We start from the raw sequence: 26,215 nt of genomic DNA on the forward strand, positions 1-26,215 counted from the left end.
TGGGGCTGTTCCATGGGGAAGAGCTGTTCCGTGTCGGCCCACCACTCGCCGCGAGGCCCCCGCGAGGTCGTCGCCGCGGTACTCGTAGTAGGCGAAGAGGCGGCCACTCCACTCAAATCACATAGGATTTTGTAGCCGGCGATGGTCAGGGACGACAGGAGGCCCCGTCAAGGCCCCCACAGAGACTGGTTGACACTTCGGTGCGGTCAAGTAGCCAACGATCGTATAGAAAATGGCGAGGGAGTCAGGGAATGTCACTCGACCGGTACGGCGAGGCCTGAACAGTCGGCTCCGCACCGTTCACCCCCTTGTCGGTCTGCGTTTCCGTGGGACGCGGTTCGCACAGCGAGCAGAATTCACCATGAACGCCCTCTTTCAATCAGACCTCAACACCCCTACTGTGAGCGCGCGTTGACGGTGCGTGTCTCCCGTGCGCACCGCTTCCGACGAACCGTGGAGGAACGTAACGATGCGTCACCTTTCCACGCGTGTACCGCGCATCACCGGACGCAGAGCCCTGGGCGCGGTCACCGCCGGACTGATCGCCGCCGCAGGCCTGGGGGTGAGCGCGCAGGCCGCCCCGGCCACCGCGCCGGCCCGGACCCCGGCGGCGTCCGGCCACGAGGGACTGGCCCTCACACCGCCGATGGGCTTCAACAACTGGAACTCCACGCACTGCAGGGACGAGTTCAACGAGTCGATGGTCAAGGGCATCGCCGACCTCTTCGTCGAGCGCGGTCTGAAGGACGCCGGCTACGAGTACGTCAACCTCGACGACTGCTGGGCGCTGCCCGAGCGCGACGCCGGCGGCCAGTTGGTGCCGGACCCCAAGCGCTTCCCCAACGGCATCAAGGCCGTCGCCGACTACGTCCACTCCAAGGGCCTGAAGTTCGGCATCTACACCAGCGCCGGCACCAAGACGTGCAGTGACATCGGGTTCCCGGGCGCGCTGGGTCACGAGTACAGCGACGCCCGGCAGTTCGCCGACTGGGGTGTCGACTACCTCAAGTACGACAACTGCAACAACCAGGGTGTCGACGCGAAGAAGCGTTACACCACCATGCGCGACGCGCTGGCGGCGACCGGCCGGCCGATCGTCTACAGCATCTGTGAGTGGGGCCAGAACAAGCCCTGGGAGTGGGCCGGGGACCTGGGCCAGCTCTGGCGCACCACCGGGGACATCAGCGACTCCTGGAGCTCGATGTCGTCGATCATGAAGGCCAACCTCGAGCTCGCCCCGTACGCGCACCCCGGCGGATGGAACGACCCCGACATGCTGGAGGTCGGCAACGGCGGCATGACGGACACCGAGTACCGCACGCACTTCTCCATGTGGTCGATCATGGCGGCCCCGTTGCTGATCGGCTCCGACCTGCGCACGGCCCCCGAGTCGGCGTTCGAGATCCTCACCAACGACGAGGTCGTCGCCGTCGACCAGGACCCGCTGGGCAAGCAGGGCGAGGTCGTCTCCTCGGAGGGCGGCCGGTGGGTCGTGTCGAAGGAGCTGGCGGACGGCAGCCGGGCGGTCGCGCTGTTCAACGAGAGCTCTCGGGCGCAGCGGATCGAGACGACCGCGAAGGCCGTCGGACTGCCGCAGGCGCGCGGCTACACGATGCGGGACCTGTGGAAGCACGCCGACACCAACACGACGGGCACGATCGCGGCGACGGTGCCCGCGCACGGCACCGTGCTGGTGCGGGTGAACGCCGACAAGAAGTGGGCGCAGTACCCGCCCGCCGTGGACGTGAGCGCCGAGGGCGGCGCGGTGACCGAGGCCGGCCGGACCGAGCGGATCACCTCCGAGGCCGCCGACCTGGGCGGCAACGCGGCCCACTCGGTGAGCGTCGCCCTGACCGGCCCCGAGGGCTGGCGCATCACCCCCAGGTCCGCCACGTCGGCCCGCGCCCTGAAACCGGGCGGAACACTGGCGACGGACTGGGACGTCACGGTCCCCGCGGGCACGTCCGCGGGCGACCATGACCTGACGCTCACGGCCAGGCACCGCACGCGTTCCGGCGCCTGGCTCACCTCCACGGTGCCCGTCACGGTACGCGTCGGCGTCCCGCTGCCCGCGGGTGAGTCCGCCCTGTCGGACGCCGACCCGCTGAGCTCCACCAACGGCTGGGGTCCCGTCGAGCGGGACCGGAGCGTGGGCGAGAGCGGCACCGGCGACGGCGGGCCGATCACCATCGGCGGCAAGGAGTTCACCAAGGGGCTCGGCGTCCACGCGCCGAGCAGCGTGGAGTACTACCTCGGTGGCGAGTGCAGCAGGGTGACCGCGCAGGTCGGTGTGGACGACGAGTCGGGCGACCGGGGCAGCGTGGCCTTCGAGGTCTGGGCCGACGAGACCCGGGCCGCGTCGACGGGCACGGTGACCCACGCCGACCCGGCCCGCGCGGTCTCCGCCGACGTATCCGGGGCGGACGTCGTCCGCCTGGTGGTCACGGACGCCGGGGACGGCATGGACTACGACCACGCGGACTGGGCGGACGTGCGGGTCACCTGCGCCTGAGCCACCCGCACGGGGGCGGCACCCCCGCGCATCCCCCGACGGCGCTGCCCTGCACTCGGTCGCCGGTGACGGATTCCGTCACCGGCGACCGAGTGCGGTTTTGGCGGGCCTGCGTGCCGGGCCGGTTTGATCGACCGGACAGGTCCTGGTCTCCCTCAGCCAGGCTCTTCCGCACTGTCCTTCCACGAGCCGGCATGGTGGCCACACGCATACCCGGCCCTCGAACTATGTTGCCCCACCACATGTGCGCCTGACCTGCGGATTCCTACCGTGTGGCGACACGCAATCGTCCCCGTCACACGCCAGGAAGTGGTGCCGATGTCGTCGCCCGCAACCGCTCCACCAGCTCCGAACAACCTCAAGCGCATCGTCGCCGCGTCCCTCATCGGGACGACCATCGAATGGTACGACTTCTTCCTCTACGGTTCCGCTGCCGCGCTCGTCTTCAACAAGCTGTTCTTCCCGGACTCCGACCCGCTGGTCGGCACACTGCTGTCGTTCCTGACCTACGCCGTCGGGTTCGCCGCGCGGCCCGTGGGCGCCCTGGTGTTCGGGCACTACGGTGACCGGCTCGGGCGCAAGAAGCTGCTGGTGCTGAGCCTGTTGATGATGGGCGGGGCGACCTTCGCGATCGGGCTGCTGCCCACCCACGCGACCATCGGCACAGCCGCTCCCGTGCTGCTGACCGTGTTGCGGCTCGTCCAGGGTTTCGCCCTCGGCGGTGAGTGGGGCGGGGCCGTGCTGCTGGTCTCCGAGCACGGGGACGCGCGGCGGCGCGGATTCTGGGCGTCGTGGCCGCAGACCGGGGCGCCCGCGGGGCAACTGCTGGCGACCGGTGTGCTGTCGCTGCTGACGGCCCTGCTGTCGGACTCCGCGTTCAACAGCTGGGGCTGGCGGATACCGTTCCTGCTCTCGGGCGTGCTGGTCATGGTCGGTTTGTGGATTCGTCTGTCTGTCGACGAATCGCCGGTGTTCAAGCACGCGTTGGCGCAGGCCGAGTCCAGGAAGGCGAAGGCCGAGCCGATGCCGCTGGTCTCCGTGCTGCGGTACCACTGGCGGGACGTGCTGATCGCGATGGGCGCGCGGATGGCGGAGAACATCAGTTACTACGTCATCACGGCCTTCATCCTCGTCTACGCCACGTCCGCGGCCGACGTCTCCAAGCAGACCGCTCTCAACGCGGTGCTCATCGCCTCGGCCGTGCACTTCGCGGCCATCCCGGCCTGGGGCGCGCTGTCGGACCGGATCGGCCGGCGTCCCGTGTATCTGCTGGGTGCGGCCGGTGTCGGGCTGTGGATGTTCCCGTTCTTCATGCTCATCGACTCCGGTCACTTCGGCAGTCTGCTGCTCGCGGTGACCGTGGGACTGGTGCTGCACGGTGCCATGTACGCGCCCCAGGCGGCCTTCTTCTCCGAGATGTTCGCGACCCGGATGCGCTACTCCGGGGCCTCGATCGGCGCCCAGTTCGCCTCCGTGGCGGCCGGTGCCCCGGCGCCGCTCATCGCCACCGCGCTGCTGTCCGAGTACGACAGTTCGACGCCGATCTCCCTCTATGTCATCGCCGCGGCCCTGCTGACCCTGATCGCCGTGGGGGTGGCCCGGGAGACACGGCACCGGGACCTCACCGAGGTCGACTCCGTCCCCGGCGACGGAGACGGGGACGGCGCCGGGTCGGTGTCCGACTCCCCCGCGCAGAAGGCGCGCACGGTCTGAACCGCCCCGTCACCGGCCCCCGTACGCCTCCGCGTGCGGGGGTCAGTGCCGTGCCGGGGCCGACAACCGGTGGAGCCTGAGGGCCAGTTGTATCTCCAGTGCGCGGTCGGGGCTCTGCCAGTCCTCGCCCAGGAGCCGGCCGACGCGCTCCAGGCGCTGGGCGACGGTGTTCACGTGGACGTGCAGTGCCTCCTTGGTGCGGACCGGGCTCATGCCGCAGGCGAAGTACGCGTCGAGGGTGCGCAGGAGTTCGGTGCCGCGCCGCTCGTCGTAGGCGACGACCTGGCCGATGGTGCGCTCGACGAAGCCGGGCACGTTCTGGTCCCCCGCCAGGAGCAGGCCCAGGAACCCGAAGTCCTCGGCCGCGGCACCGTCCCCGGAGCGGCCGAGCAGGCGCAGGGCGTCGAGGCAGCGTCCGGCCTCGGTGTAGGCGGCGGCCACGGCGTCGGGGTGGGCGGCAAGGTCATCGACGGGTGCGGAGGCACCGACGGTGACGGCCTCGTGGACGGCTCGGCCCAGGTGCCGGGCGGTGCGGCGGGCCATGTCCCCGGCACCCTCCGCGGGGGCCAGGGGCAGCAGCAGTACGGTGCCGCCGTCCCGGGCGGAGGCCAGGCCGTGCCGGGTCGCGGCGAGGTGGGAGGCCGCGGACCACAGGCGTCTGCGCGCGTCCGCCTCCTGGTCGGCGTCGAGTGCGGTGGCTTCGAGGCGGGCGGCGAGCACGACGTGCGTGGCGGACAGGTCGGCGTGCAGCCGTCGGGCCCGGTCGCCCAGCAGGCGCGGGTCGCGGTCGCGGGCGTCGAGCAGGTCGTCCAGCAGCTCGCCGCGGACGCGCTGTTCGGCCTCGGCGGCGGAGCGCCGGGCGAGCAGCAGCAGGGAGGTGACCATCGCGGCGCGTTCCAGGGTGAGCTGATCGACGGGGTCGAGGCCGGGGTGGCCACGCAGGACGAGGGCGCCGAAGAGCTCGTCACCGGCGGCGACGGCCGCGATCCAGTCGTCCTTGTGCCGCACCACATGCCCTTCGGCGCGGGAGGCCTCCAGCGCGTACTCCGGTGCCGCGACGGCCTCGGTGAACTCCACGGTGCCGTCCAGGACCTGCGAGACGGCGGCGGCCACGTCGTGCACCCCGCCGCCGCGCAGGACGAGTTCGGCGAGGCGGTCGTGGACGTCGGAGGCTCGCTCGATGACGCCACTGCGGTCCCGGATGATCTCGTTGGCCCGTTCCAGGCCCGCGAGGGCCGAGCGGGTCTCGGCGAGCAGGTTCGCGGTGTCGATGGCGGCGGCCGCGAGGGCGGCGAAGGAGCCGAGCAGGGCGATCTGCTCGCGTTCGAAGACCCTGGCCCGCCGGTCCGCGGCGAAGAGGACGCCGATGACGTGGTGGCCGAGCATGAGGGGCACGCCGAGGATGGCGACCAGTCCCTCGTCGCGTACTCCCGCGTCGATGGTTCCGGTGTGCTGGAAGCGGGCGTCCTTGAAGTAGTCGTCGGTGACGTAGGGGCGGGCGGTCTGGGCGACCAGGCCGCCGAGCCCCTCGCCCATGCCGAGCCGCAGCTGCTGGAAGCGGGCGGCGACCGAGCCCTCGGTGACCCGCATGTAGGTGTCGCCGCGGTCCGGGTCGTTGAGGCTGAGGTAGGTGACGTCGGTGCCGAGCAGGGAGCGGGCCCGCTGCACGATCGCGCGCAGCACCGCGTCCAGGTCGCGCAGCCCGGCCAGGTCGTGGGCGGTCTCGAACAGCGCGGACAGCTCGGCCTCCCGCCTGCGCCGCCCTTCCAGCTCCGAGCGCACGCGCAGCGCGAGGTGCTTCGCCCGTTCGAGCGCGTCGATCCGCTCGGCCGGTCCGCCCTCGGCGCGGGCGAGCAGCACGGGCTGCTCGTAGGCGTCGGCGGAGGCGCCGCGGGCCAGCAGCTCCAGGAACGGCGTCTCGGCGGACTGCGCGTGATCACGGGACATGCTCACAGGATTCCTCATCGCCCGCTCGTCCCGTCAGCCCTGTGGAAAACCTGGTTCAGTGCGCGGTCCAGCCGCCGTCCAGGACGAGTGAGGTGCCCGTGACGCAGGACGCGTGCGGGCCGCAGAGGTAGGCCACCGCCTCGGCGACCTCCTCCGGTTCGATCAGCCGCCGCACGGCGCTGTCCCGCAGCAGTACGTCGGAGAGCACCTGCTCCTCGGGGACCCCGTGGGCCCGGGCCTGGTCGGCGATCTGCCGCTCCACCAGCGGGGTGCGGACGTAGGCCGGGTTCACACAGTTGGAGGTGACGCCGTGTGCGGCACCTTCGAGGGCGGCGGTCTTGGACAGCCCCTCCAGTCCGTGTTTGGCGGACACGTAGGCGGCCTTGTAGGCCGAGGCGCGCAGGCCGTGGACCGAGGAGATGTTGACGATGCGGCCCCAGCCCTGCCCGTACATGTGGGGCAGGGCGCCGCGGATCAGCCGGAAGGGTGCCTCCAGCATCACGGTCAGGACGGTGTGGAAGACGTCCGGCGGGAATTCCTCGAGGGGCCGCACAAGCTGCAGACCGGCGTTGTTGACGAGCACGTCGGTGCCGGCGGCGGCGCGCTCGGCGGCGTCCAGGTCGGTCAGGTCCAGGACCTGGGTCTCGACACTGCCCGCGAGGTTCCCGCAGCTCTCGGCGAGCGCCTCGAGCCCGGCGGCGTCCCGGTCGACCGCTCTGACCTCGGCCCCGGCGGCGGCCAGCCGCAGTGCGCAGGCGCGGCCGATGCCACCGGCGGCGCCGGTGACGAGGGCGGTGCGGCCGTGGAGGTCGAGCGAGGAGGCGTGGGGGGCCTGGAGGACGCTGGGCGAGGTCATGGCCCGAGCCTAGGCAGGGACGACTCCGGCCCACATGTGGGCACGCCCCATACTTCAGAAGGAACCAGTGGGTTCGAACCATGTGGGGGCGTCGGACAGAGCCTGCTTGACCCTGGCGTGCCCGAACTCCTTGATGTCCGGCAGCGCGTCCACCGCGAACCAGCCCACCTCGAGCGACTCGTCGTCGTTGACCCGTGCCTCGCCGCCCACGGCCCGGCAGCGGAAGGTGATGTCCATGAACTGGCAGACGTCACCGTTGTCGTAGGTGACCGGCTTCAGCGCCTGCACGAGGACCAGCCGCTCGACGACGCACTGCACGGCGGTCTCCTCCTCGACCTCGCGCACGGCGCAGGCGGCGGGCTGCTCCCCCGGCTCCGGGATGCCCCCGATCAGCGACCAGCGCCCGTTGTCGGACCGTCGGCCGAGCAGCACTCTGCCCTCGTCGTCGAAGACGACGGCGGTGACTCCGGGGAGCCACAGGAGCTGGTGTCCGGCCGAGGCGCGCAGGTCGCGGATGAAATCGGGAGTAGTCATGTGCCCGACCCTAACGGGACGGGTGGGCCGCTCCCGCCGATGTCACGGGGCGTGCGGCGGGCGTACGGCTACACGTCGCGGGCGCGTCGACCGCGCACACCGGCGCCGACGGCCCAGCCGAGCCCGCCGGCGGCGACCAGCACCAAGGCGATCTCGGGTGCGATCCCGAGCCGGGTGGCGGGCGTCTCGGAGGAGCGCAGGGGCACCTCCTGGACCAGGGAGTCCGCCACGAACATGCCGGTCTTCTGGGTGATCCTGCCGTCCGGCATGATGATCGCGCTGACGCCGCTGGTCACCGGGACGGTGACGGTCCGGCTGTGCTCGACCGCGCGGACCCGGGACATGGCGAGCTGCTGGTAGGTCATCTCGCTGCGGTCGAAGGTCGCGTTGTTGCTGGGCACGGAGATCATCTGGGCGCCGTCGGTGACCTCGGAGCGCACGGCCCAGTCGAACGCCGCCTCGTAGCAGGTGACCAGGCCGACCTTGGTGCCGGCCATCGTGAACACGCCGGGCTCGGTGCCACGGCTGAAGTCCCGGCTGACCATGGTGGTCCAGGTGTCGTTGATCGCCCCGATGAGCGAGCGCAGGGGCAGGTACTCGCCGAAGGGCTGGATCTGCCGCTTGTCGTAGGTGTCGACGGGGCCCTTGTCCGGGTCCCACAGGATCTGCTCGTTGAGCAGCTTGCCGTCGCGGTCCACGACGCCGCCGACCGAGATGGGCGCGCCGATCGCCGTGGCGGCCCGGTCGATGGCGGTGCGCGCGTCCGGGTTGGCGAAGGGGTCGATGTCCGAGGAGTTCTCCGGCCAGAGCACGAAGTCGGGGCGTTCCGCCTTGCCCGCCTTCACCTCGGCGGCCAGGCGTACGGTCTCGCGCACGTGGTAGTCGAGTACGGCCCGGCGCTGGGCGTTGAAGCCGAGACCCGCGCGGGGCACGTTGCCCTGGATCACCGCGACGGTCGCGGTACCGTCCTCCGCCCTGTCGCTGACCAGCGGCCGGGCCGCCACGGCGCCCACGACGGGTACGGCCACGCCGAGCAGCGCCACCGCCGCGGCACCGCGTCGTACCTCGTGGCCGCGGCGGGCCCGGACCGCCAGGCGCACGGCCTCGCAGAGACCGAAGCCGCACAGGACGGCCGCGAAGCCGAGTACCGGTGTGCCGCCGACCGCCGCGAGCGGCAGGAACACACCGTCCGCCTGACCGAACGCGATCTTGCCCCAGGGAAAGCCCTCGAAGGGCACGCGCGCGCGTGCCGCCTCCCCCGCGGTCCACAGCGCCGCCGCCCACACCGGCCGTCCCGGCAGCTTCGACACCGCGGCGACGCCCGCGCCGACGGCCGCCACGAAGAGCGCCTCGATCGCGGCCAGGGCGAGCCAGGGGCCGGGGCCGACCTCCACGCCGGTCCACACCAGCAGGGGCAGCAGGAAGCCGAGGCCGAAGAGGTAGCCGAGGCCGAGGCCCGCCTTCCAGCTACGGCCGCGCAGTACCCAGCCGAAGACGGCGAAGGCGGGCAGGGCGAGCCACCACAGGGTGCGCGGCGGGAAGCTGACGTAGAGCAGCACTCCGGAGAGCGCCGCGGCGGCGGCCGGGAGGAGACGCGTGAGCCGCGCGGCAGCCCGGGAGGCGGGCGTGGTCTGCGGTTGCGTCCGGTCCGACTCGCCGACGGAGGTTGCGGTGGCTGTCACCCCCCGGAGTGTACGGCGGGTGACCGGACCGCGGACAGGACGGTCCGGGGACATCGAAGGGACCCCGAGCGGCCCGTGCCGCATCGCTCAGTGCGCCGGACCCGGTGTCCTCGGGCGCAGCCGGTCCTTGATGACCTGGACGGCCGCCTCCGCGTCGTCCACGGTGACCGTGAAGGTGTGGCCGTCCCACAGCCGCAGGATCAGGCCCTCCCCGCGTCGCACGACGACGGCGGTGCCCCGCTCGGGACGCCATCGGTAGCCCCAGCCGCCCCAGTGGCGCGGGGTGACGTGCGGCGCGAACTCGGCGCCGGCGACGTGCGAGAGGGGGATGCGTCGGCGGGGCACGCCGATGTGGCCGCAGCGCACTTCGAGGCAGTCCTCGTCGACTCTCAGCGCGACGTGCACGAACGCGAGCGTGCCGAACAGGACCAGCAGTCCCGCCGCGATACAGCCGACGACGGCCATGGCGAGCGGGGCGACGCCGGACTCCCAGGCCGATTCGACGGCCAGGGCGATGCCGAGCGCGACGCAGGCGGCGCCGATGAGCGCCAGGAACCACTGGATCCGGCTGGTGGCACGGCCGGTCCAGACGTTCGGCTGGGGGACGGTCTCGCCGTGGCGATGCCTCATGGATATGAGGTTACTCATGTTTCGCTGCGCGGGTACCTCGTCGCGCAGGGTGACTGGTCCGACCGGGCGGACCCGTCAGCCGGCCGGCGTGACCGCGCGCAGGAGCCTGCCCTCGTCGTAGGCCAGCGCGGGTACGGGCAGGGTGCCCTCGCGTCCGCTGAGCAGCACGGTCAAGGTGCCCTCTGCCGGGGCGCCGGGGTCGGGCCGGGCGCCGATCCGGCGCAGCGCCTGGGCGGCCACCGCCCCGGCGGAGCCGTGCAGGACCAGGCGCGGGGCGTCGGGGCGCTGCACGGCGGCACGGATGCGTTCGGCGACCAGTTCGTAATGGGTGCAGCCCAGAACGATGGTCGTTACGTCGTCGGGTGTGAGGGCGGCCGCGGCGGCGACGGCCGCGGTGATCGCCGCCTCGTCCGCGTGCTCGACGGCGTCGGCGAGTCCCGGGCACGGCACCTCGGTGACCGTCGCGTCGCCCGCGAACTCCTCGATGAGCCCACGCTGGTAGGGACTGCCGGTGGTGGCCGGTGTCGCCCAGATCGCCACGGGGCCGCCACCCGCCGCGGCCGGCTTGATCGCCGGCACGGTGCCGATGACGGGCACCCCGGGCTCGAGCCGGGCGCGCAAGGCCGGCAGCGCGTGCACGGTAGCGGTGTTGCAGCCGACGATCAGGGCGTCCGGACGGTGCGCGGCGGCGGCCTCGGCCACGGCGAGGGCACGCCCGGTGAGGTCCTCGGGGGTGCGCGGGCCCCAGGGCATGCCGTCGGGGTCCAGGGACAGGATGAGATCGGCATCCGGTCGCAACCGCCGTACCGCGGCGGTGGCCGCCAGCAGACCGATTCCGGAGTCCATGAGCGCGATCTTCACCCGGCCACGATAGACGATGCGCCGCCACCGGCCGCTGCCGTGGTGCAGACTGCGCACGTGAGCGCCGATGCGTGGACTGCCGTCGTGACCGTCGTGACCTTCGGGTCAGCCCTCTCCCTCGCCGCATGGCTGTGGCTGCTGCTCGCCCGGGGCTTCTTCTGGCGTACGGACGTCAGACTTCCGGCCCGGGAGGAACCCGGTGTCTGGCCCTCGGTGTGCGTCGTCGTTCCGGCGCGCGACGAGGCGGCGGTGCTGCCCTCGAGCCTGCCCTCGCTGCTCGTCCAGGACTATCCGGGGCGGGCCGAGGTCTTTCTGATCGACGACGGCAGCACGGACGGCACGGGTGAGCTGGCCCGCGAGCTGGCCCGGCGGCACGAGGGGCTGCCGCTCACCGTGGCCTCGCCCGGGGAGCCGCCCGCCGGCTGGACGGGCAAGCTGTGGGCGGTGCGGCACGGCATCGGTCTGGCACGCACGCGTGAGCCCGAGTACCTGCTGCTGACGGACGCCGACATCGCGCACGCGCCGGACAGTCTGCGCGGGCTGGTGTCGGCGGCCGGCACCGGGGGATTCGACGTCGTGTCCCAGATGGCCCGGCTGCGGGTGGAGAGCCTGTGGGAGCGGCTCGTGGTGCCGGCCTTCGTCTACTTCTTCGCCCAGCTGTATCCGTTCCGGTGGATCGGCGGTGGCCGCGCGGGGAGCGGGAGGAAGAAGGTGACGCGGACGGCGGCCGCGGCGGGCGGCTGTGTGCTGCTGCGTACCGAGGCCGCCGAGCGGGCGCGGATCCCGGACGCCATCCGGCACGCCGTCATCGACGACGTGGCCCTCGCCCGCGCGGTCAAGGGCGCCGGCGGCCGGGTCTGGCTGGGCCTGGCCGACCGGGTGGACAGCGTGCGCCCGTATCCGCGGCTGCACGACCTGTGGCGGATGGTCTCGCGCAGCGCCTACGCGCAGTTGCGGCACAACCCCTTGGTGCTCGCCGGAACGGTCGTCGGCCTGGCGCTGGTGTACCTGGTGCCGCCGGCGGCGGTGCTCGTCGGCGCGGCGGCGGGGAAGGGCGCGACGGTCGTGCTGGGCGCCGCCGCCTGGCTGGTGATGGCGGGCACGTATCTGCCGATGCTGCGCTACTACCGGCAGCCCCTGTGGCTCGCGCCGCTGCTGCCGTTCACCGCGTTCCTCTATCTCCTGATGACGGTCGACTCGGCGGTGCAGCACTACCGGGGGCGCGGCGCGGCCTGGAAGGGCCGCACCTACGCCCGTCCGGACGCCGTGCCCGAGGAGGGCTGAGCACCCGTACCGGGAGGGTCACTTCCGGCCGGGGGTCCAGTTCATGCCCCAGCCGTAGGCGTAGTCGACCGTCCGCTGCGGGCTCACCCCGCGCTCGGGCACCAGGTAGCGGGCCTCGCGCTGGACGACGAGGTCGTTTCCGGTGTTGGTGATCAGCGCGAGGGCGCACACCGTCGAGGGCACGGTGCACTCGTCGAGCGAGAAGTCGATCGGGGCGCCGTACTGCGGCTGGAGGGTGACCGTGGCGTGCAGGTCGGCGAAGGAGCGGGCGCCCTCGTAGATGGTCACGAAGACGAGGATGCGCCGGAAGTACTGCTTGTGGTCCAGGCTGATGGTGAGGTTCTCGCCGGTCGACACGGCGCCGGTGCGGTCGTCGCCGTCGAGGTGGATGAACGGCGGCTGGTGCAGCGCCCCGAAGGCGTTGCCGAGTGCCTGGACGACGCCCTTGCTGCCGTCGCTCAGTTCGTACAGGCAGCACAGGTCGAGATCGAGGTCGTCGTGCATGGCGACCGGGCGGCCGAGCTTGCGGGCCCAGCCCGAGAACTGCTTGCGCACCTGCCAGTTGAGGTTGACGCGCATGGCGCCCGAGGTGCCGCCCTGCTTGGTCAGGGAGACGGAGGGCGCCGCCTTGGTGAGCGTGACCTTGGTCAGGCGGACCGGTGCGGCGGAGAGGGGCGCGGCCGAAGGTGCCGGGGGCGGGGTGGCGGCCGGCCGTGCCGCGGGAGGTGCGGGAGGTGCCGACGGGGGCGTCGTGGCCGCCGGAGTGTGGGGAGCCACAGGCGCGGGCGGCGCCACCGGCGTAGGCGGGGCCACCGGCGCGGGAGGCGCGGCCGGGGGTGCGTGCTGCGGCTCGTCCACGGAGATGCCGTAGTCCGTGGCCAGGCCCTCGAGTCCGCTGTCGTATCCCTGCCCGACGGCGCGGAACTTCCAGGCGCCCTGCCGGCGGTAGAACTCGCCGAGCACGAAGGCCGTCTCGACGGTCGCACCCGGGCTGTCGAAGCGGGCGACGACGGTGTTCTGCGCGGCGTCGCGGACCTCGATGTACAGGTCGGGGACCTGTCCGAACGCTCCACCGTCCGAGGAGGCGGCGAGGATCACGGTCTCGATCGCGGGCTCCACGCCCGCGAGGTCGACGAGCAGGCTGTCGGTCACCCGGCCGCCGGCGTCCCGCTTGCCCTCGTGCCGGACCGAGCCGGAGGAGTGGGCCGGCTGGTTGTAGAAGACGAAGTCCGCGTCGGAACGGACCTTCCCGCCCACCAGGAGGAGGGCGGAGGCGTCCGCGTCGGGCACGCCGGGGCCGGACCGCCAGCCCAGTTCGACCCGCAGTGCCGTCGTCGGCACCGGGGTGTTCGATCCCTTCGACATTGACATGTCCGCCCCCATCACGTGTCACCGAGCCGGGCCGCGTCCCGGCGAATCGTCGAGTTCCTGACGCCCAACCTATTCTCCGGGCCGCCCGTCCTTGGAGAGGAGTCCCGCAGAAGGTCCGGTCAACCGCCGGTAACCCGCCCGGAACTCGGCCTTTACCGCAAAATCACGCGGCATGACGCCCCATTTTGCCAAGTTCGCTCGCATTGGGGATGCCGGGTCACTGCGGACACGGAAAACAACCCTCTTATCGGTCTCCCCAACCAGCACATCGTGGGCTTAACTTATGGCCATGACCTCCCCCCGCTCCACTTATGGCGGCGGCTACTACTCCGCCTCCTTCCCGGACACCCCGATCTACGACTCGCTCGTGGCCGAACGGGGCACACCGCAGATCGCCCCGATCCGGGTCCCCGCCGCGTACGACATGCCGAGCAGCAGCCACCTGCCCGCGCTGCCGTCCGCCCTGCCCGCTCTCCCGGCGGGCCCCTCGCAGCCCTCCTACGGATATCCGCAGCAGGCCCCGCAGCCCGCCCCGCTGCAGCAGGCCCCCGCCGCGTACATCCCGCACCAGGCGACCGCGCCACGCGGTTACCCCGGCCCCCAGCAGCCGCAGCAGCCCCGCCCGGCCGCGCCCGGCCCCGCGGGGTACGAGGCGATGCGCCCCGCGGCTCCCCGGCCGGCCCCCGCGCCGTACCAGGACCCGTACAACCAGCAGCAGTACCGCGGCTACTGAGCCGTCCTCCGGGTTGTCGGTGCCACCTGGCACGATGACCTCATGGGGTACGCGCGACTGCAGTCGATCCACGTCCATCCGGTCAAGGCGTTCCGGAGCCTGTCGCTCCAGGAGGCCGTCGTGGAGCCCTGGGGGCCGGCCGGAGACCGACGCTGGATGCTGATCGACGACGGGGGAAAGGTCGTCACGCAACGCCGTCAGCCGCGCCTCGCCCTGGCCGCCGCCGAGCTTCTGCCCGGCGGCGGCGTACGGCTGTCCGCGCCGGGCATGGCACCGCTCACGGTGCTGGTCCCGCGCGCGACGGACACCGTGACGGTGCAGATCTTCCGGGACAAGGTCGAGGCGCTGCCCGCCGAGGACGAGGCCGCGCACGACTGGTGCAGCAGGCTGCTCGGCGCCGACGTCCGTCTGGTGCACCTGGACGATCCCGCCACCCGCCGCCCCGTGGACCCGCGTTACGCGCTGCCCGGCGAGACCGTCTCCTTCGCGGACGGCTTCCCGCTGCTGCTGACCACCACGGCCTCGCTCGACGCCCTGAACTCGCTGATCGCGCGGGGCGAGCACGCGGACGAGGGCCCCCTGCCCATGAACCGCTTCCGGCCGAACCTGGTCGTCTCCGGCACCGAACCCTGGGCCGAGGACCGCTGGTCGCGCGTCGCCGTCGGCGAGGTCGTCCTGCGGGTCGCCAAGCCGTGCGGGCGGTGCGTCGTGACGACCACCGACCAGGGCACCGCGGACCGCGGCGCCGAGCCCCTGCACAGCCTCGGCCGGCACCGACGCGTCGACGGCAAACTGGTCTTCGGGCAGAACCTGGTCCCCCTCGGCCGCGGCACCGTCCGGGTCGGCGACCCCGTGCGCATCATCGAGTGACGTGCGGCCGTTCGCACCCGGCGGGCGGACCGGGGCTCCGTTCCCGGACGAACCGCCCGGTGACGGGAACCCGTTGCGGGGTCCGCCCGTTGGGCTTTGTGAGAGGTTCATGAGAACCCGGCCGGCAAGAGCCACCGAGCGGGGGCGGCACGCTCCCGCGGCCCGGTCCGCCCGGGATCCACGTGAACCGCTCGGCGGGGGAGGCGGAGCGGGAAGGGGGCGCGGGCGTGCGGGCGATCAGAGGTCTCTGGCGCTGGCGAGGCAATCCGCTGTGCCGCTCGAGCGACCTGGCCGAGGCCTGGGTGGCCCTTACGGCGCTGCTGCTGATCCTGTCCGTGGCGCCCCTGATCGGCGCACTCGTGGGCGGCGCGGCGCACAGCACCCTGCAGCGGTCGGTGCGTGAACAGCACGAGTCCCGGCACCGGGTGACGGCCACCGTGGTCCGTGCCCTGGAGCGTTCGCCCCTGACCGTCGACCCGGAGGGTGCCTCCGGCGAGGAGCTCCGCAGCCGTGTCCTCGCCACCTGGACCGGTCCCGACGGCTCACGGCACGAGGGCCCCGCCCTGGTCGGCATCGACGACCCGGGCAGCGGCGACCGGTTCGCGATATGGACGGATGCCCGGGGCCGGGAGGTGGCCCGCCCGCTGGACTCCGAGACCGCGACCACGCACGCCGTACTCGCCGGGTTCGGCACCGCGGTGGTGGCCGCGGCCCTGGTGGAGGCCGCCCGGCGGATCGCGGTCCGGCGCATGGTCCGCCGCCGGTACGCGCGCCTGGAGCAGGAGTGGGAGCGGGCGGGACCGGACTGGGGCAGGACCGGCGCGGGCAGTTGACGGGCTTCCGCCTCCGGTCAACTCACCACCTGCGCGCACGCTACGGTGGACCGGCCGAACCGAATCGGCGACGACCCGCGTACGACGAGGTGGGGGCACAGCAACGCCATGGCACAGGGCACGGTCCAGGTGACGCACACCGGCACCTCGCGGTGGCGGCGCCGCACGGGTGAGTACGCATCGCTCGCCGCCGCCCTGGAGGCCGCGGCCGACGGTGACGTCCTCACCGTCGCCCCCGGGACCTACCGGGAGAACCTCGTCGTCCAGCGGGCGGTGACCCTGCGCGGGCCCGAGGGCGCCCAGGGTTCGGTGCGGATCGCGCCCGCCGACGGTGTCCCGCTGACCGTGCGCGCCTCGGCGGTGATCCAGGACCTGCACGTCGAGGGCCAGGACGCGGCGGCGCCCGCGGTGCTGGTCGAGGACGGCACGCCGGAGCTGCTGGGCCTGCGCGTCGTCGCGCGTTCCGCCTCCGGGATAGAGGTGCGCGGCAGCGCGCGTCCCACGGTGCGGCGCTGCACCGTCGACAATCCGGCCGGCGTCGGCATCGCCGTCCTGGACGGCGGGGGCGGCGTGTTCGAGGAGTGCGAGGTCGTCGCGGCCGGCCAGGCGGGCGTCGCGGTGCGCTCCGGCGCCCATCCCCGGCTGGAGCGCTGCCGGGTGCATCACGCCGCCGGTTCCGGACTGACGGCGACGGGTGAGGGCTCCGCCCTCGAGGCCGTGGGCTGCGAGGTCTACGAGGTGCGCGGCAGCGGCGTGCAGGTGACCGGCCGGGCCACGGGCCACCTGACCGACTGCGACGTGCACCGCACCACCGGCGACGGCGTCACGCTGGACACGGACGCGGTGCTCACCCTCGCCGACTGCCGCATCCACGACATCCCGGAGAACGCGGTCGACCTCAGGTCCCGCTCGGTGCTCACCCTGACCCGCACCAGCGTGCGGCAGTTCGGGCGCAACGGCCTGTCGGTGTGGGACCCGGGCACGCGCGTGGACGCCAACCAGTGCGAGATCTTCGACAGCACCGGCGACTACCCGGCGGTCTGGGTCAGCGACGGTGCCACCGCGGTGCTCGACTCCTGCCGGGTGCACGACGTGCCGGACGCGCTGTTCGTCCTGGACCGCGGATCCCGGGTGGACGTTGTCGACAGCGATCTCTCCCAGGTGCGCAACACCGCCGTGTCGGTGAGCGACGGCGCCACCGCGCAGCTCGACGACTGCCGCGTCCGGGACGCCGCCACCGGCGCCTGGTTCCGCGACCACGGCAGCGGCGGCACCCTGAACAACTGCACCCTGGACGGCAATCGCACCGGTGTGATCGTCACCAAGGGCGCCGACCCCACCATCGAGCGCTGCACGGTCGACTCGCCCTCCGAGGCGGGCGTCTACGTGTCGGCGGGCGGCCGCGGCAGCTTCCTGAACTGCCGGGTCACCGGCAGCGCGGGCTACGGCTTCCACGTGATCGACGGCTGCCGTACGACGCTGAAGAAGTGCCGCACGGAGCGGTGCGCGCGCGGCGGGTTCGAGTTCGCGGAGGGCGGCCCCGACACGGCGTACGACTCCGGTCCGCTCGTCGAGGACTGCACCAGCGACGAGAGCACCGGCCTGACGGCGCCCGCCGCGCCCGAGCCGGTGGTGCAGACGGCGGCCCAGTCCACCGGCCTGCTGGGCTCGATCCCCGGGCAGCGCACCACCGAGCAGGAACCCCTGATCGCGGGCACCGCCCCGCAGGAGCCGGCGCGGACCTCGAAGGCCGTGCTGGGCGAACTGGACGCCCTGGTCGGCCTGGACAGCGTCAAGCGCGAGGTGCGTGCGCTGACCGACATGATCGAGGTGGGCCGGCGCCGGCAGCGGGCGGGTCTGAAGGCCGCGTCGGTCAAGCGGCACCTGGTCTTCACCGGCTCCCCCGGCACCGGCAAGACGACGGTCGCCCGGCTGTACGGCGAGATCCTCGCCTCGCTCGGCGTGCTGGACAAGGGCCACCTGGTCGAGGTGTCACGGGTGGACCTGGTGGGCGAGCACATCGGCTCCACGGCGATCCGCACCCAGGAGGCGTTCCAGCGGGCGCACGGCGGCGTGCTGTTCATCGACGAGGCGTACGCCCTCTCCCCCGAGGACGCGGGCCGGGACTTCGGCAAGGAGGCCATCGACACGCTGGTCAAGCTGATGGAGGACCAGCGGGAGGCCGTCGTCGTGATCGTCGCGGGGTACACGGCGGAGATGGAGCGGTTCCTGTCCGTCAACCCCGGTGTGGCGTCCCGCTTCTCACGCACCATCACCTTCGGCGACTACGGCCCCGAGGAGCTGCTGCGGATCGTGGAGCAGCAGGCCGACGAGCACGAGTACCGGCTGGCGCCGGGCACGTCTCAGGTGCTGACGAAGTACTTCACGGAGATCCCCAAGGGCCCGGCCTTCGGCAACGGCCGCACCGCCCGCCAGACCTTCGAGGCGATGGTGGAGCGGCACGCGAGCCGGGTCGCCCAGCTGTCCGACCCCAGCACGGACGACCTGACCCTGCTGTACCCCGAGGACCTGCCCGAGCTGCCGTAGCGGAGCCGAAGCACGGGTCGGACAGGGCTCAGCAGTCCCCGGTCGCGTCGTCCGCCGCCGGGACGGACGCCGCCGCACCACCGGTGTGGCGCGGCGCCGGCACCTCCGGCCGCAGGCGGGCCAGCAGCCGTCCGCGTTCCTCGGCGAAGACCGGGTCGGCCTGGTAGTCGGAGTGGCCGAGGATCGGCGCCGGCAGCGGGTGGAGTTCGGTACGGCCGTACGTCAGCGGGTCCTTGAGGGGTGCCCGGTCCACCGCGGGTCCCGCGTCGCCGGGCAGCCGCATGGGGCCGCCGATGGGGTCGGTGCGCCGGTACAGGTTGCGCCAGCAGTCGACCTCCTCGTGCAGCGAGGCGAGCGCGTCGGGACCGAAGTGGGCCGGGAACCAGCGGCCGTACAGCCGCTCCAGCGGGGAGCCGTAGGTGAGCAGGGCGACGCGGCTGCGGGCGGACGGCTCGAGCTGCCAGGACGCGGCGGCGGCGAGGACGCTGCCCTGCGAGTGCCCGGAGATGACCAGCCGCCCGCCGGTGGCGCGGGTCCAGGTCGCCATCCGCCAGGTCAGGTCGGGCACCGCGCGCTCGGCGTAGCAGGGCGGTGCGAAGGGGTGCGCGGCGCGCGGCCAGAAGGTGCCGACGTCCCACAGGATGCCGATGGTGCGCCGCGCGGAGGCGTCCTTGTAGGCGCGCCTGCCCCAGGTGACGAACAGTATGAAGCCGAGGCCGATCAGCCAGGAGCCCATTTCCTGCGCGGTCTGCGCGGCGCCCTGGACCACGGCGTACGTTCCGCGTGCGGCCTCGCCGGGCACCTGGTCGGTGGTCAGGGCGCCCACCAGGGCTCCGGCGCCGAGCAGCAGGGTCGCGGTGGAGGTGATGGCGACGAGGAGGGGCGCCCGGTCGGTGAGGCCGGCCATGGCCCGTGTGAGCGCGATGCGCCGGGTGCGCCCGGGGTCTCCGGTCTCTCCCGGGTGGTCGCGTTCCACGGCGTCCCGTTCCGCGCGGGCGAGGTTCAGGGTGTGCCGGGCGAGCGCGGCGCACATCAGCAGTACGACGACGAGCAGCGGCGGGATGACGGACGCCTGCCAGGTCAGCAGGACGGGCGGGCCGTCCAGGAAGGCGCCGGTGCCGTCCATCCAGTCGGAGACGCGCTGGGCGACGCCGCCGGACATGACGCCGCCCAGCGCGCAGGCCAGCATGGCGACGGCGGGACCGCCCAGGCCCCGGATCGCTGCGCGGGCGTCGGGGCGGCTGCGGTGGAGCAGGTGGGCGACCACGGCCAGCGCGATGACCAGCAGCCCCTGCACCAGAGCGATGGCACCGAAGGCCGTGTCCCCGGACAGCCGGCCCCCCGACGTCCATTCCGGGCGGGCCCAGCCGCCGTACAGCAGGGCGAGGACGAACAGGACGAGGGCGGCGAGCGGCAGGCGGCGCACGAGGTGCTCGTCGAGCTTCCGGTCGAGACGCCTCTCGCTGCGGCCCCGGCGGCACACCACCGCGACCACGGCGACCGCCCCCGCGGCCAGCGCCCCCAGCAGGACCCATCCCAGCGTGTCGAGCAGCGCGGGTCCCCCCGGCCGACGGTCGAAACGGGCCGCCGGGGCGCCGACCGCCACGGCGACGGTCAGCAGCCCGGCGGCGGTGTGCGCGGCGCGCAGCCGGGCCACCAGGCGGCGCCCGTACCAGAACCCGGGGCGGCCCAGGGCCGCGCGGCGGGGGTCCTCCTCGGGGTCGGTCTCGCGGTCCATCGGCTGCTGGGACTCGTACGCCCGCCAGGTGCGCAGCGACAGGTACCACAGCAGCCCGGTCAGCGCGGCGGGCACCGCGGCCGCGAGGGCGAGCCTGCGGCCGGGTGTGCTCCACCAGCCGCCGTCCGACATCACCGGCGACAGGAAGCCCAGCCAGGAGTGCCGCTCGGCGCACGCGCGCGTGCCCGCGCACTGCCAGGCGACGAGGTCGAGGGCGACCTCGCAGGCGGCGGCGACCAGCAGCACGGTCAGGGTGAGGCCGGCGAGCCGCAGCAGCAGCCCGTAGAGGCGGATCGTGCGGATCCGGCCGTCGGCGGCGGGCCGCATCCAGTGGGCGATGTTGACCACCATGAAGGGCAGAAGCAGCAGCCACAGGGCGCGGGTGCCGTTGCCGGAGGTGAGGTTGCACCAGACGTAGGCCTCGGGCACCGGCCGCCCCCGGTAGTCCTCGGGCCGGGACTCGGCGTCGGCGTCCTCGGTGCGCCGGAAGACGGCCGCGATGTGGTCGCCGGTGATCCGCACGGTCCGCGGGTCGTCCAGCATCTCCGCCGGTGTCGTACCGCCCACTCCGTGCACCAGGAGTTCCAGGGCGGTGCCGCTTCTTCCGTCCGTCCCGCCCTTCCCTGCCCTTTCCTGTGGCTGTTCCACTGTCCGCACTCCCCCGTGACGCGCCGTCGGCTCTGTCCGTGCGGGCACAGGATCTCCGTTCCGCGGGCGTCATACACCCATCGGCACGGAATCTCCCCGATCCGTGTGACCGGTGCGGCCGGGGCGGGCAGTGGCGCGGGCCGTCGCGGGGCGTGCGAGGATGGGACGTCCGCGCACGGGTGCGGGGAGAAGTCCTCATCGGAGCGAGTGCGTCGGCGTGTCGGACGGTTTTGCGGCGAAAGGACCGAAGCGTACGTGAGTGAGAATCCGAACCTCCTCGCGGAGCAGCGGCGCGCCCTGATCCTCGACGAGGTGCGCCGCCGGGGCGGGGTCCGGGTCAACGAGCTGACCCGCAAGCTCGGCGTGTCGGACATGACGGTCCGCCGCGACCTGGACGCGCTGTCCCGCCAGGGTGTCCTGGAGAAGGTGCACGGGGGCGCGGTCCCGGTGGCCGAGGCCAGCACCCACGAGCCGGGGTTCGAGGCCAAGTCGGGCCTGGAGCCGACCGCCAAGGAGGACATCGCGCGGGCCGCCGCGGAGCTGGTCGCTCCGGGCGCCGCGATCGCCCTGTCGGGCGGTACGACGACGTACGCGCTGGCGCACCGGCTGGTGGACGTGCCGGACCTGACGGTGGTCACCAACTCGGTGCGGGTGGCCGACGTGTTCCACGTGGCGCAGCGCACCTCGGGGGCGCGGCAGGGCGCGGCGACGGTGGTGCTCACCGGCGGTGTGCGCACGCCCTCCGACTCGCTGGTGGGGCCGGTCGCCGACCAGGCGATCGCGACGCTCCACTTCGACGTGCTGTTCCTGGGCGTGCACGGCATATCGGCCGAGGCCGGCCTGTCCACGCCGAACCTCGCGGAGGCCGAGACGAACCGGCGTCTTGTGCAGTCGGCGCGGCGTGTCGTGGTGGTCGCCGATCACACCAAATGGGGTGTCGTGGGGCTGAGTTCGTTCGCGGCGCTGGAGCAGGTGGACACGCTGGTGACCGACTCCGGCCTGTCGGCGGAGGCTCGCGCGGAGGTCGCCGAGCATCTCGGGCTGGTCGTGGCGGGCGAGCCGGAGCCGGCGGTCGACTGACACCTTGGGCGGGCACCGGGCAAGCCTCCCCGCCGTGTGGCCCCTGCCCCGCTGACACCCGACGCGCCCGGGGCTATCGTGGCGCCACCCGGCCGATCGTCCGCACGCGCGGCTTCGTACAAGGGGGTGGTGGTCATGGCTCGCCGTCTGCGCCCGGTGGGTCTCGACTTCGTCGAGACGGCGCCGGTACGCCTGGTCTTCGCGCGGGAGATCTCCGCCGCTCCGGACGCGGTCTTCCGCGCCCTGGCGGAGGACGTGCCCGGCTGGACCGCGTGGTTCTCGGCGGTGACGTTCGCCCGGCCCATCGGTGAGGGGGCGGGGCGCGAGATCCGGCTCAGGGGCGGTACACGCTTCGTGGAGACGGTGCTGACGGCCGAGCGCCCCGAGGTGTACGCCTATCGCATCGATGTCACCAACGTGCCGGGCGCCCGGGCCATGCTGGAGGAGTGGCGGCTGGCGCCGGCCGGTACCGGAACGCGGGTGCGGTGGACGTTCGCGGCGGACGGCACCGCGCCGTTCCGTTTCGTGCTCGACCGGGCGCGTCCGGGGCTGGGACGGGCCTTCCGGGGCGCGGTGACGTCGCTGGACCGGCGGCTGCGGCGCCCGTAGCCCGGCGCGGCCGTTGTCAGTCGGGCCAGGTGCCGGTGCGCAGCAGGGACTCGATCGCCGCCGTGTACGGCTCGATGTCGAGGCCCTGCTCGGCGAGCCAGGCGTCCGCGTAGTACTTGTCGAGGTACCGGTCTCCCGGATCGCACAGCAGCGTCACGACGCTGCCCCGCTCCCCCGCGGCCACCATCTCTGCGACGATCTTCAGCGCGCTCCACAGCCCGGTCCCCGTGGAACCGCCCGCCTTGCGGCCGATGACCCGCTCCAGGGACCGTACGGCCGCGACGCTCGCCGCGTCCGGCACCTTCATCATGCGGTCGATCGCGCCGGGCACGAAGCTCGGTTCCATCCGGGGCCGGCCGATGCCCTCGATCCGGGAGCCGCGGTCGCAGGCCACGTCGGGATCGCCGGTGGTCCAGCCCTCGAAGAAGCAGGAGTTGTCCGGGTCGGCGACGCAGACGCGGGTGTCGTACTGCATGTAGTGGACGTAGCGGGCGAGGGTCGCCGAGGTGCCGCCGGTGCCGGCCGTGGCGACGATCCAGGACGGCTCGGGGTACCGTTCCAGCCGCAGCTGGCGGAAGATCGACTCGGCGATGTTGTTGTTGCCGCGCCAGTCGGTGGCGCGTTCGGCGTAGGTGAACTGGTCCATGTAGTGGCCGCCGGTCTCCGCCGCGAGACGGGCCGACTCCTCGTACATACGACGGGAGTCGTCCACGAAGTGGCACCGTCCGCCGTGGAACTCGATCAGGCGGATCTTCTCGGTGCTCGTCGTGCGGGGCATGACGGCGATGAAGGGCACGCCGATCAGCTTCGCGAAGTACGCCTCGGAGACGGCCGTCGAGCCGCTGGACGCCTCGATCACCGGCCGGTCCGGCCGGATCCAGCCGTTGCACAGGCCGTAGAGGAACAGGGAGCGGGCGAGGCGGTGTTTGAGGCTGCCGGTCGGGTGGGTCGACTCGTCCTTGAGGTACAGGTCGATGCCCCAGTGTTCCGGGAGCGGGAACAGGAGCAGGTGGGTGTCGGCCGAGCGGTTGGCGTCGGCCTGGACCTTGCGGACGGCCTCTTTCAGCCATGCGCGGTAGGCGGCGTCGCTGTGGTCGACGTCGAGGGTGGCGCCGGTGCCGGTCTGCTGGGGAGTGCTCACTTCGGGGGCTCCTTACGCTGCGCGCCGACGGCGACAGCGCGGCCGACAGCTCGATCATAAACACCTTCCACACGCTTCTCACCTGCATAAACACCTCTTTGGGAGCCTCAAAGGCCCCCCTGGGGCGGCGGGGCCGACGCGGTGGGGGCGCGGCGGGGGGCGCATTCGCGCGAGTGCTCCGGTCGCCTCCGGAAAGGGGCGGCGCGTACTGGTGCTCGGAGCGCGGTGCGGGCAGACTGCCAGCGGCGGGACCGGGTTCCCGTCGCGGGCGCACACTGGAGCACGACACGAGCCGGTACCGGGAGCATCGCGATCGGTGCACGGCCCGGCAACCGACGCGCACGAGGGGGCGACGGCCATGGCGGAGCCGGAGTTCAGGGCCACGGGGGTGCGGATCGGCAAACGGCTGCGTTCACTCACCCGGGCCGGGACGGTCCGGATCAGCGGCGGCCGGGTCGAGTTGCTCACCAGCTACGGCAGTGAGATAGACAGCGCGCCGGTGCAGGCGGTGCGCGCCTCCCGCCCGTGGTTCGGCCCGCAGGACCGTGCGCTGGCCGACCTCAACGGCAAGCGGTACCTGCTGACCCTCGGCGAGCGTGACCCCTCCCCCGGCGAGCCGGGCCCGCCCGCGGCCCGCCGCTTCATCGAGGCGGTGCGCAGGGCGGCCGGACGCCGCGTCTGAGAGATGTCCGTAAGTTGCGGTGCCTCACCCCTTGCGTCACGCTGGTCTCACGTCACTCTGGGTTTACCGGCGATAACGCTGCGAACCAGCCCGCCGGCCATGACAGCGGGCAGCGTGCGCCGTGTGCGCCTCGCTGGATCCGAACTCCGTGTTCTTCCGGACCTCTATGTCGGGGAGTCGCAGCCGTGATCAGTCACCCAAGCAGACATTGCACGGTGGAGCTCCAAGCCCTGCCGTCGCGGATCGGCCAGGTCCGCAGAATCGTATCTGCGCAATTGCGCTACTGGCATATGGATCTCCTGATCGACCGGGCGCTGCTCGGCGTGACGGAGTTGTTGACCAATGTCCACCTGCATGCCCGGCCCGACAAGACGTGCACCGTGGAGATCGAACTGCTCCCGGACCGGCTCACGGTCTCGGTACGCGACCACGATCCGCGACTGCCCGTCGTGGACGACGCCGAGCCCCTCGCGACGTGCGGGCGGGGGCTCAGCATGGTGGCCACGATGAGCGAGAGCTGGGGCGTACGACCGGAGGGCGAATCGGGCAAGGTCGTCTGGTTCACGCTCCCGACGGCCGTCACCGCCGCGTCTCCCGCCGCACCGCCCGCGTCGGCGCGTCCGCCGCGCCGCCTGGTCGAGGAGGTGCCGGCCGCAGCGTTCGCCGAGGTCGAGCACGCGGTCGACCTCGGCAGCCGCCAACCTGCTCCCGCCCGGTCGGCCGTTGCCGGCTGACCGGGCGGTGACCCTCCGCTGCCGCGGGCCGTGCGGCGGGGTTCGGAGCGACGTCCGCAGCGCCGGCTCGTCATGACGCCGGCCCCGTCGAGGGCCGTGCGGCGGTGCCGTCACCGCCGCACACCTTCGTCCTGGTCATGCCGCACCGCCCTTCCCTGTCCGGCCGAACTGCTCGTCCAGCACGGACAGCCGGCGCCAGTACTCGTCCTCGTCGATCTCGCCGGAGGCGAAACGGTGGCCGAGCACGGTGATGGGCGAGTTGTCCTCGACGGTCGCCGGCCGCCAGGGTCCGCGGCGTCCGCGCCACACCGTGCGGCGCAGCAGGGTGATGCCGCCGCCGATGATCAGTGCCCAGATCACCGGGAAGAACAGGATCCACGGGCCGGGCCCGCCGTCGCCGAACTGTGCCAGGGTCTCCATGTCGTCCAACTCCTCGGTCGCGATGTCCCTTGTGTCGCTTCCGAGCCTGGCGCGGCGAGGGGGTCCGGGTCGTCGTACGGCCAGCGGCAGTGTGCGTACCCCGCCGGGAGTACTCCGGACGTCCGCGTCTGCTTCCCCCCTCTCGTCGGCCGCTCGATTTCTGTAACTACTAGTATGTACAGTGCGTGCATGACCACCTCGGAACGACTGATCGAGTCCACGCGCGAGCTGCTGTGGGAGCGCGGTTACGTGGGCACCAGCCCCAAGGCGATCCTCGAACGGGCCGAGGCCGGGCAGGGCAGCATGTACCACCACTTCAAGGGCAAGCCCGATCTCGCGCTCGCCGCGATCCGGCGCACGGCGCAGGAGATGCGGGCCGCCGCCGGCGCCGTGCTCGCCGGTCCGGGGACGCCGTACGAGCGCATCGAGGCGTATCTGCGGCGCGAGCGCGACGTGCTGCGCGGGTGCCCGGTCGGCCGTCTGACGATGGACCCGGACGTGATCGCCGACGACGCCCTGCGCGCCCCCGTGGACGAGACCCTCGACTGGCTGCGCGAGCAGATCGCCCAGCTGGTCGAGGAGGGCAGGGAGCAGGGCGAGTTCGCGCCCTGGCTGGACGGCGAGGAGATCGCGGCAGCAGTCGTCGCGACCGTCCAGGGCGGCTACGTCCTGGCCCGCGCTTCCGGCTCGCCCGCCGCCTTCGACGCGGGTGTCCGGGGGCTGCTCTCACTGCTCGCGCCGCCGAACGCCCGTACGCGGTAGCGGGCTTCACACCCACCCGAGAGGACCG

Annotated in this window: 22 protein-coding genes; 12 read left to right on the forward strand and 10 right to left on the reverse strand. The window is 72.8% G+C overall.

Features of this window, described 5'->3' with window-relative positions; translation table 11 throughout:
* Nucleotides 1-469: 469 nt before the first annotated feature.
* Nucleotides 470-2,512 carry an NPCBM/NEW2 domain-containing protein gene (locus ABS735_RS21230; RefSeq protein WP_373901059.1) on the forward strand — a complete coding sequence of 681 codons (2,043 nt, stop codon included), beginning with the start codon at nucleotides 470-472 and terminating at the stop codon, nucleotides 2,510-2,512.
* A 318-nt stretch (nucleotides 2,513-2,830) separates the two neighbouring features.
* Nucleotides 2,831-4,225 (forward strand): MFS transporter, encoded by a 1,395-nt coding sequence (locus ABS735_RS21235; RefSeq protein ID WP_373901057.1) that lies wholly within the window; start codon nucleotides 2,831-2,833, stop codon nucleotides 4,223-4,225.
* Between the two features lie 42 nt (nucleotides 4,226-4,267).
* Here the strand turns inward: ABS735_RS21235 and ABS735_RS21240 are convergent, their stop codons facing one another.
* The 6 genes from ABS735_RS21240 to ABS735_RS21265 form a co-directional block, all read right to left on the reverse strand.
* Nucleotides 4,268-6,172, reverse strand: a complete 1,905-nt coding sequence (locus ABS735_RS21240; RefSeq protein WP_373901056.1) for a helix-turn-helix domain-containing protein — start codon at nucleotides 6,170-6,172, stop codon at nucleotides 4,268-4,270.
* 55 nt (nucleotides 6,173-6,227) lie between these two features.
* Entirely contained in the window at nucleotides 6,228-7,028 is an 801-nt protein-coding gene (locus tag ABS735_RS21245; RefSeq protein ID WP_373901055.1) for a 3-hydroxybutyrate dehydrogenase, read from the reverse strand.
* A 54-nt stretch (nucleotides 7,029-7,082) separates the two neighbouring features.
* Nucleotides 7,083-7,562, reverse strand: a complete 480-nt coding sequence (locus ABS735_RS21250; RefSeq protein WP_373901054.1) for an NUDIX hydrolase — start codon at nucleotides 7,560-7,562, stop codon at nucleotides 7,083-7,085.
* A 68-nt stretch (nucleotides 7,563-7,630) separates the two neighbouring features.
* Nucleotides 7,631-9,244, reverse strand: coding sequence for an apolipoprotein N-acyltransferase (gene lnt / locus ABS735_RS21255; RefSeq protein WP_373901053.1), 1,614 nt, complete (start codon nucleotides 9,242-9,244; stop codon nucleotides 7,631-7,633).
* A gap of 87 nt (nucleotides 9,245-9,331) precedes the next feature.
* Entirely contained in the window at nucleotides 9,332-9,874 is a 543-nt protein-coding gene (locus ABS735_RS21260; RefSeq protein ID WP_373901052.1) for a hypothetical protein, read from the reverse strand.
* Nucleotides 9,875-9,949: 75 nt separating this feature from the next.
* Complete coding sequence (locus tag ABS735_RS21265) at nucleotides 9,950-10,735, reverse strand: glutamate racemase (protein ID WP_373901051.1); 786 nt, start codon at nucleotides 10,733-10,735, stop codon at nucleotides 9,950-9,952.
* Between the two features lie 57 nt (nucleotides 10,736-10,792).
* Between ABS735_RS21265 and ABS735_RS21270 the strand changes: the two genes are divergently transcribed.
* Nucleotides 10,793-12,019, forward strand: coding sequence for a glycosyltransferase (locus ABS735_RS21270; protein ID WP_373901050.1), 1,227 nt, complete (start codon nucleotides 10,793-10,795; stop codon nucleotides 12,017-12,019).
* A gap of 18 nt (nucleotides 12,020-12,037) precedes the next feature.
* On the opposite strand, the gene ABS735_RS21275 is transcribed toward ABS735_RS21270, so the two are convergent.
* Entirely contained in the window at nucleotides 12,038-13,384 is a 1,347-nt protein-coding gene (locus ABS735_RS21275; RefSeq protein WP_373901049.1) for a TerD family protein, read from the reverse strand.
* Nucleotides 13,385-13,679: 295 nt separating this feature from the next.
* Here ABS735_RS21275 and ABS735_RS21280 point away from each other — a divergent pair, with 295 nt between their 5' ends.
* The 4 genes from ABS735_RS21280 (at nucleotide 13,680) to ABS735_RS21295 (ending at nucleotide 18,373) form a co-directional block, all read left to right on the forward strand.
* The gene (locus ABS735_RS21280) at nucleotides 13,680-14,123 is read left to right on the forward strand and encodes a DUF6643 family protein (RefSeq protein ID WP_061447215.1); all 444 of its coding nucleotides are present in this window, start codon (nucleotides 13,680-13,682) and stop codon (nucleotides 14,121-14,123) included.
* A gap of 42 nt (nucleotides 14,124-14,165) precedes the next feature.
* A complete protein-coding gene (locus tag ABS735_RS21285; RefSeq protein WP_373901048.1) occupies nucleotides 14,166-14,993 on the forward strand; it encodes an MOSC domain-containing protein in 828 nt (275 codons plus the stop codon).
* 227 nt (nucleotides 14,994-15,220) lie between these two features.
* Nucleotides 15,221-15,826: an Rv1733c family protein gene (locus tag ABS735_RS21290; RefSeq protein ID WP_373901047.1), complete on the forward strand. Its 606-nt coding sequence runs from the start codon at nucleotides 15,221-15,223 to the stop codon at nucleotides 15,824-15,826.
* Between the two features lie 108 nt (nucleotides 15,827-15,934).
* Nucleotides 15,935-18,373: a right-handed parallel beta-helix repeat-containing protein gene (locus ABS735_RS21295; protein WP_373901046.1), complete on the forward strand. Its 2,439-nt coding sequence runs from the start codon at nucleotides 15,935-15,937 to the stop codon at nucleotides 18,371-18,373.
* Nucleotides 18,374-18,401: 28 nt separating this feature from the next.
* On the opposite strand, the gene ABS735_RS21300 is transcribed toward ABS735_RS21295, so the two are convergent.
* The gene (locus ABS735_RS21300; protein ID WP_373901045.1) at nucleotides 18,402-20,759 is read right to left on the reverse strand and encodes a hypothetical protein; all 2,358 of its coding nucleotides are present in this window, start codon (nucleotides 20,757-20,759) and stop codon (nucleotides 18,402-18,404) included.
* Nucleotides 20,760-21,014: 255 nt separating this feature from the next.
* Between ABS735_RS21300 and ABS735_RS21305 the strand changes: the two genes are divergently transcribed.
* Nucleotides 21,015-21,839 (forward strand): DeoR/GlpR family DNA-binding transcription regulator, encoded by an 825-nt coding sequence (locus ABS735_RS21305; RefSeq protein WP_373901043.1) that lies wholly within the window; start codon nucleotides 21,015-21,017, stop codon nucleotides 21,837-21,839.
* Nucleotides 21,840-21,974: 135 nt separating this feature from the next.
* Entirely contained in the window at nucleotides 21,975-22,448 is a 474-nt protein-coding gene (locus ABS735_RS21310; protein ID WP_373901041.1) for an SRPBCC family protein, read from the forward strand.
* A 16-nt stretch (nucleotides 22,449-22,464) separates the two neighbouring features.
* On the opposite strand, the gene cds1 is transcribed toward ABS735_RS21310, so the two are convergent.
* Nucleotides 22,465-23,589, reverse strand: a complete 1,125-nt coding sequence (gene cds1, locus ABS735_RS21315) for an L-cysteine desulfhydrase Cds1 (RefSeq protein WP_373901040.1) — start codon at nucleotides 23,587-23,589, stop codon at nucleotides 22,465-22,467.
* 358 nt (nucleotides 23,590-23,947) lie between these two features.
* Here cds1 and ABS735_RS21320 point away from each other — a divergent pair, with 358 nt between their 5' ends.
* Both ABS735_RS21320 and ABS735_RS21325 read left to right on the forward strand, forming a co-directional pair.
* Nucleotides 23,948-24,271, forward strand: a complete 324-nt coding sequence (locus ABS735_RS21320) for a hypothetical protein (RefSeq protein WP_373901283.1) — start codon at nucleotides 23,948-23,950, stop codon at nucleotides 24,269-24,271.
* Nucleotides 24,272-24,456: 185 nt separating this feature from the next.
* Nucleotides 24,457-25,005: an ATP-binding protein gene (locus ABS735_RS21325; protein WP_373901039.1), complete on the forward strand. Its 549-nt coding sequence runs from the start codon at nucleotides 24,457-24,459 to the stop codon at nucleotides 25,003-25,005.
* A gap of 135 nt (nucleotides 25,006-25,140) precedes the next feature.
* Here the strand turns inward: ABS735_RS21325 and ABS735_RS21330 are convergent, their stop codons facing one another.
* Nucleotides 25,141-25,425: an SHOCT domain-containing protein gene (locus ABS735_RS21330; protein ID WP_373901037.1), complete on the reverse strand. Its 285-nt coding sequence runs from the start codon at nucleotides 25,423-25,425 to the stop codon at nucleotides 25,141-25,143.
* Between the two features lie 174 nt (nucleotides 25,426-25,599).
* Between ABS735_RS21330 and ABS735_RS21335 the strand changes: the two genes are divergently transcribed.
* Nucleotides 25,600-26,187 carry a TetR/AcrR family transcriptional regulator gene (locus tag ABS735_RS21335; RefSeq protein WP_373901036.1) on the forward strand — a complete coding sequence of 196 codons (588 nt, stop codon included), beginning with the start codon at nucleotides 25,600-25,602 and terminating at the stop codon, nucleotides 26,185-26,187.
* Nucleotides 26,188-26,215 lie beyond the last annotated feature (28 nt).

This window comes from Streptomyces sp. MMCC 100 (assembly GCF_041538145.2).
Lineage (GTDB): Bacteria > Actinomycetota > Actinomycetes > Streptomycetales > Streptomycetaceae > Streptomyces.

Excerpts from the sequence above, each read along its gene's own strand:
- ABS735_RS21230 (WP_373901059.1), top strand. The coding sequence starts at position 470 with ATGCGTCACCTTTCCACGCGTGTACCGCGCATCACCGGACGCAGAGCC.
- ABS735_RS21235 (WP_373901057.1), top strand. The coding sequence starts at position 2,831 with ATGTCGTCGCCCGCAACCGCTCCACCAGCTCCGAACAACCTCAAGCGC.
- ABS735_RS21240 (WP_373901056.1), bottom strand. The coding sequence starts at position 6,172 with ATGTCCCGTGATCACGCGCAGTCCGCCGAGACGCCGTTCCTGGAGCTG.
- ABS735_RS21245 (WP_373901055.1), bottom strand. The coding sequence starts at position 7,028 with ATGACCTCGCCCAGCGTCCTCCAGGCCCCCCACGCCTCCTCGCTCGAC.
- ABS735_RS21250 (WP_373901054.1), bottom strand. The coding sequence starts at position 7,562 with ATGACTACTCCCGATTTCATCCGCGACCTGCGCGCCTCGGCCGGACAC.
- ABS735_RS21260 (WP_373901052.1), bottom strand. The coding sequence starts at position 9,874 with ATGAGGCATCGCCACGGCGAGACCGTCCCCCAGCCGAACGTCTGGACC.
- ABS735_RS21275 (WP_373901049.1), bottom strand. The coding sequence starts at position 13,384 with ATGTCGAAGGGATCGAACACCCCGGTGCCGACGACGGCACTGCGGGTC.
- ABS735_RS21280 (WP_061447215.1), top strand. The coding sequence starts at position 13,680 with ATGACCTCCCCCCGCTCCACTTATGGCGGCGGCTACTACTCCGCCTCC.
- ABS735_RS21285 (WP_373901048.1), top strand. The coding sequence starts at position 14,166 with ATGGGGTACGCGCGACTGCAGTCGATCCACGTCCATCCGGTCAAGGCG.
- ABS735_RS21295 (WP_373901046.1), top strand. The coding sequence starts at position 15,935 with ATGGCACAGGGCACGGTCCAGGTGACGCACACCGGCACCTCGCGGTGG.
- ABS735_RS21310 (WP_373901041.1), top strand. The coding sequence starts at position 21,975 with ATGGCTCGCCGTCTGCGCCCGGTGGGTCTCGACTTCGTCGAGACGGCG.
- ABS735_RS21320 (WP_373901283.1), top strand. The coding sequence starts at position 23,948 with ATGGCGGAGCCGGAGTTCAGGGCCACGGGGGTGCGGATCGGCAAACGG.
- ABS735_RS21330 (WP_373901037.1), bottom strand. The coding sequence starts at position 25,425 with ATGGAGACCCTGGCACAGTTCGGCGACGGCGGGCCCGGCCCGTGGATC.
- ABS735_RS21335 (WP_373901036.1), top strand. The coding sequence starts at position 25,600 with ATGTACAGTGCGTGCATGACCACCTCGGAACGACTGATCGAGTCCACG.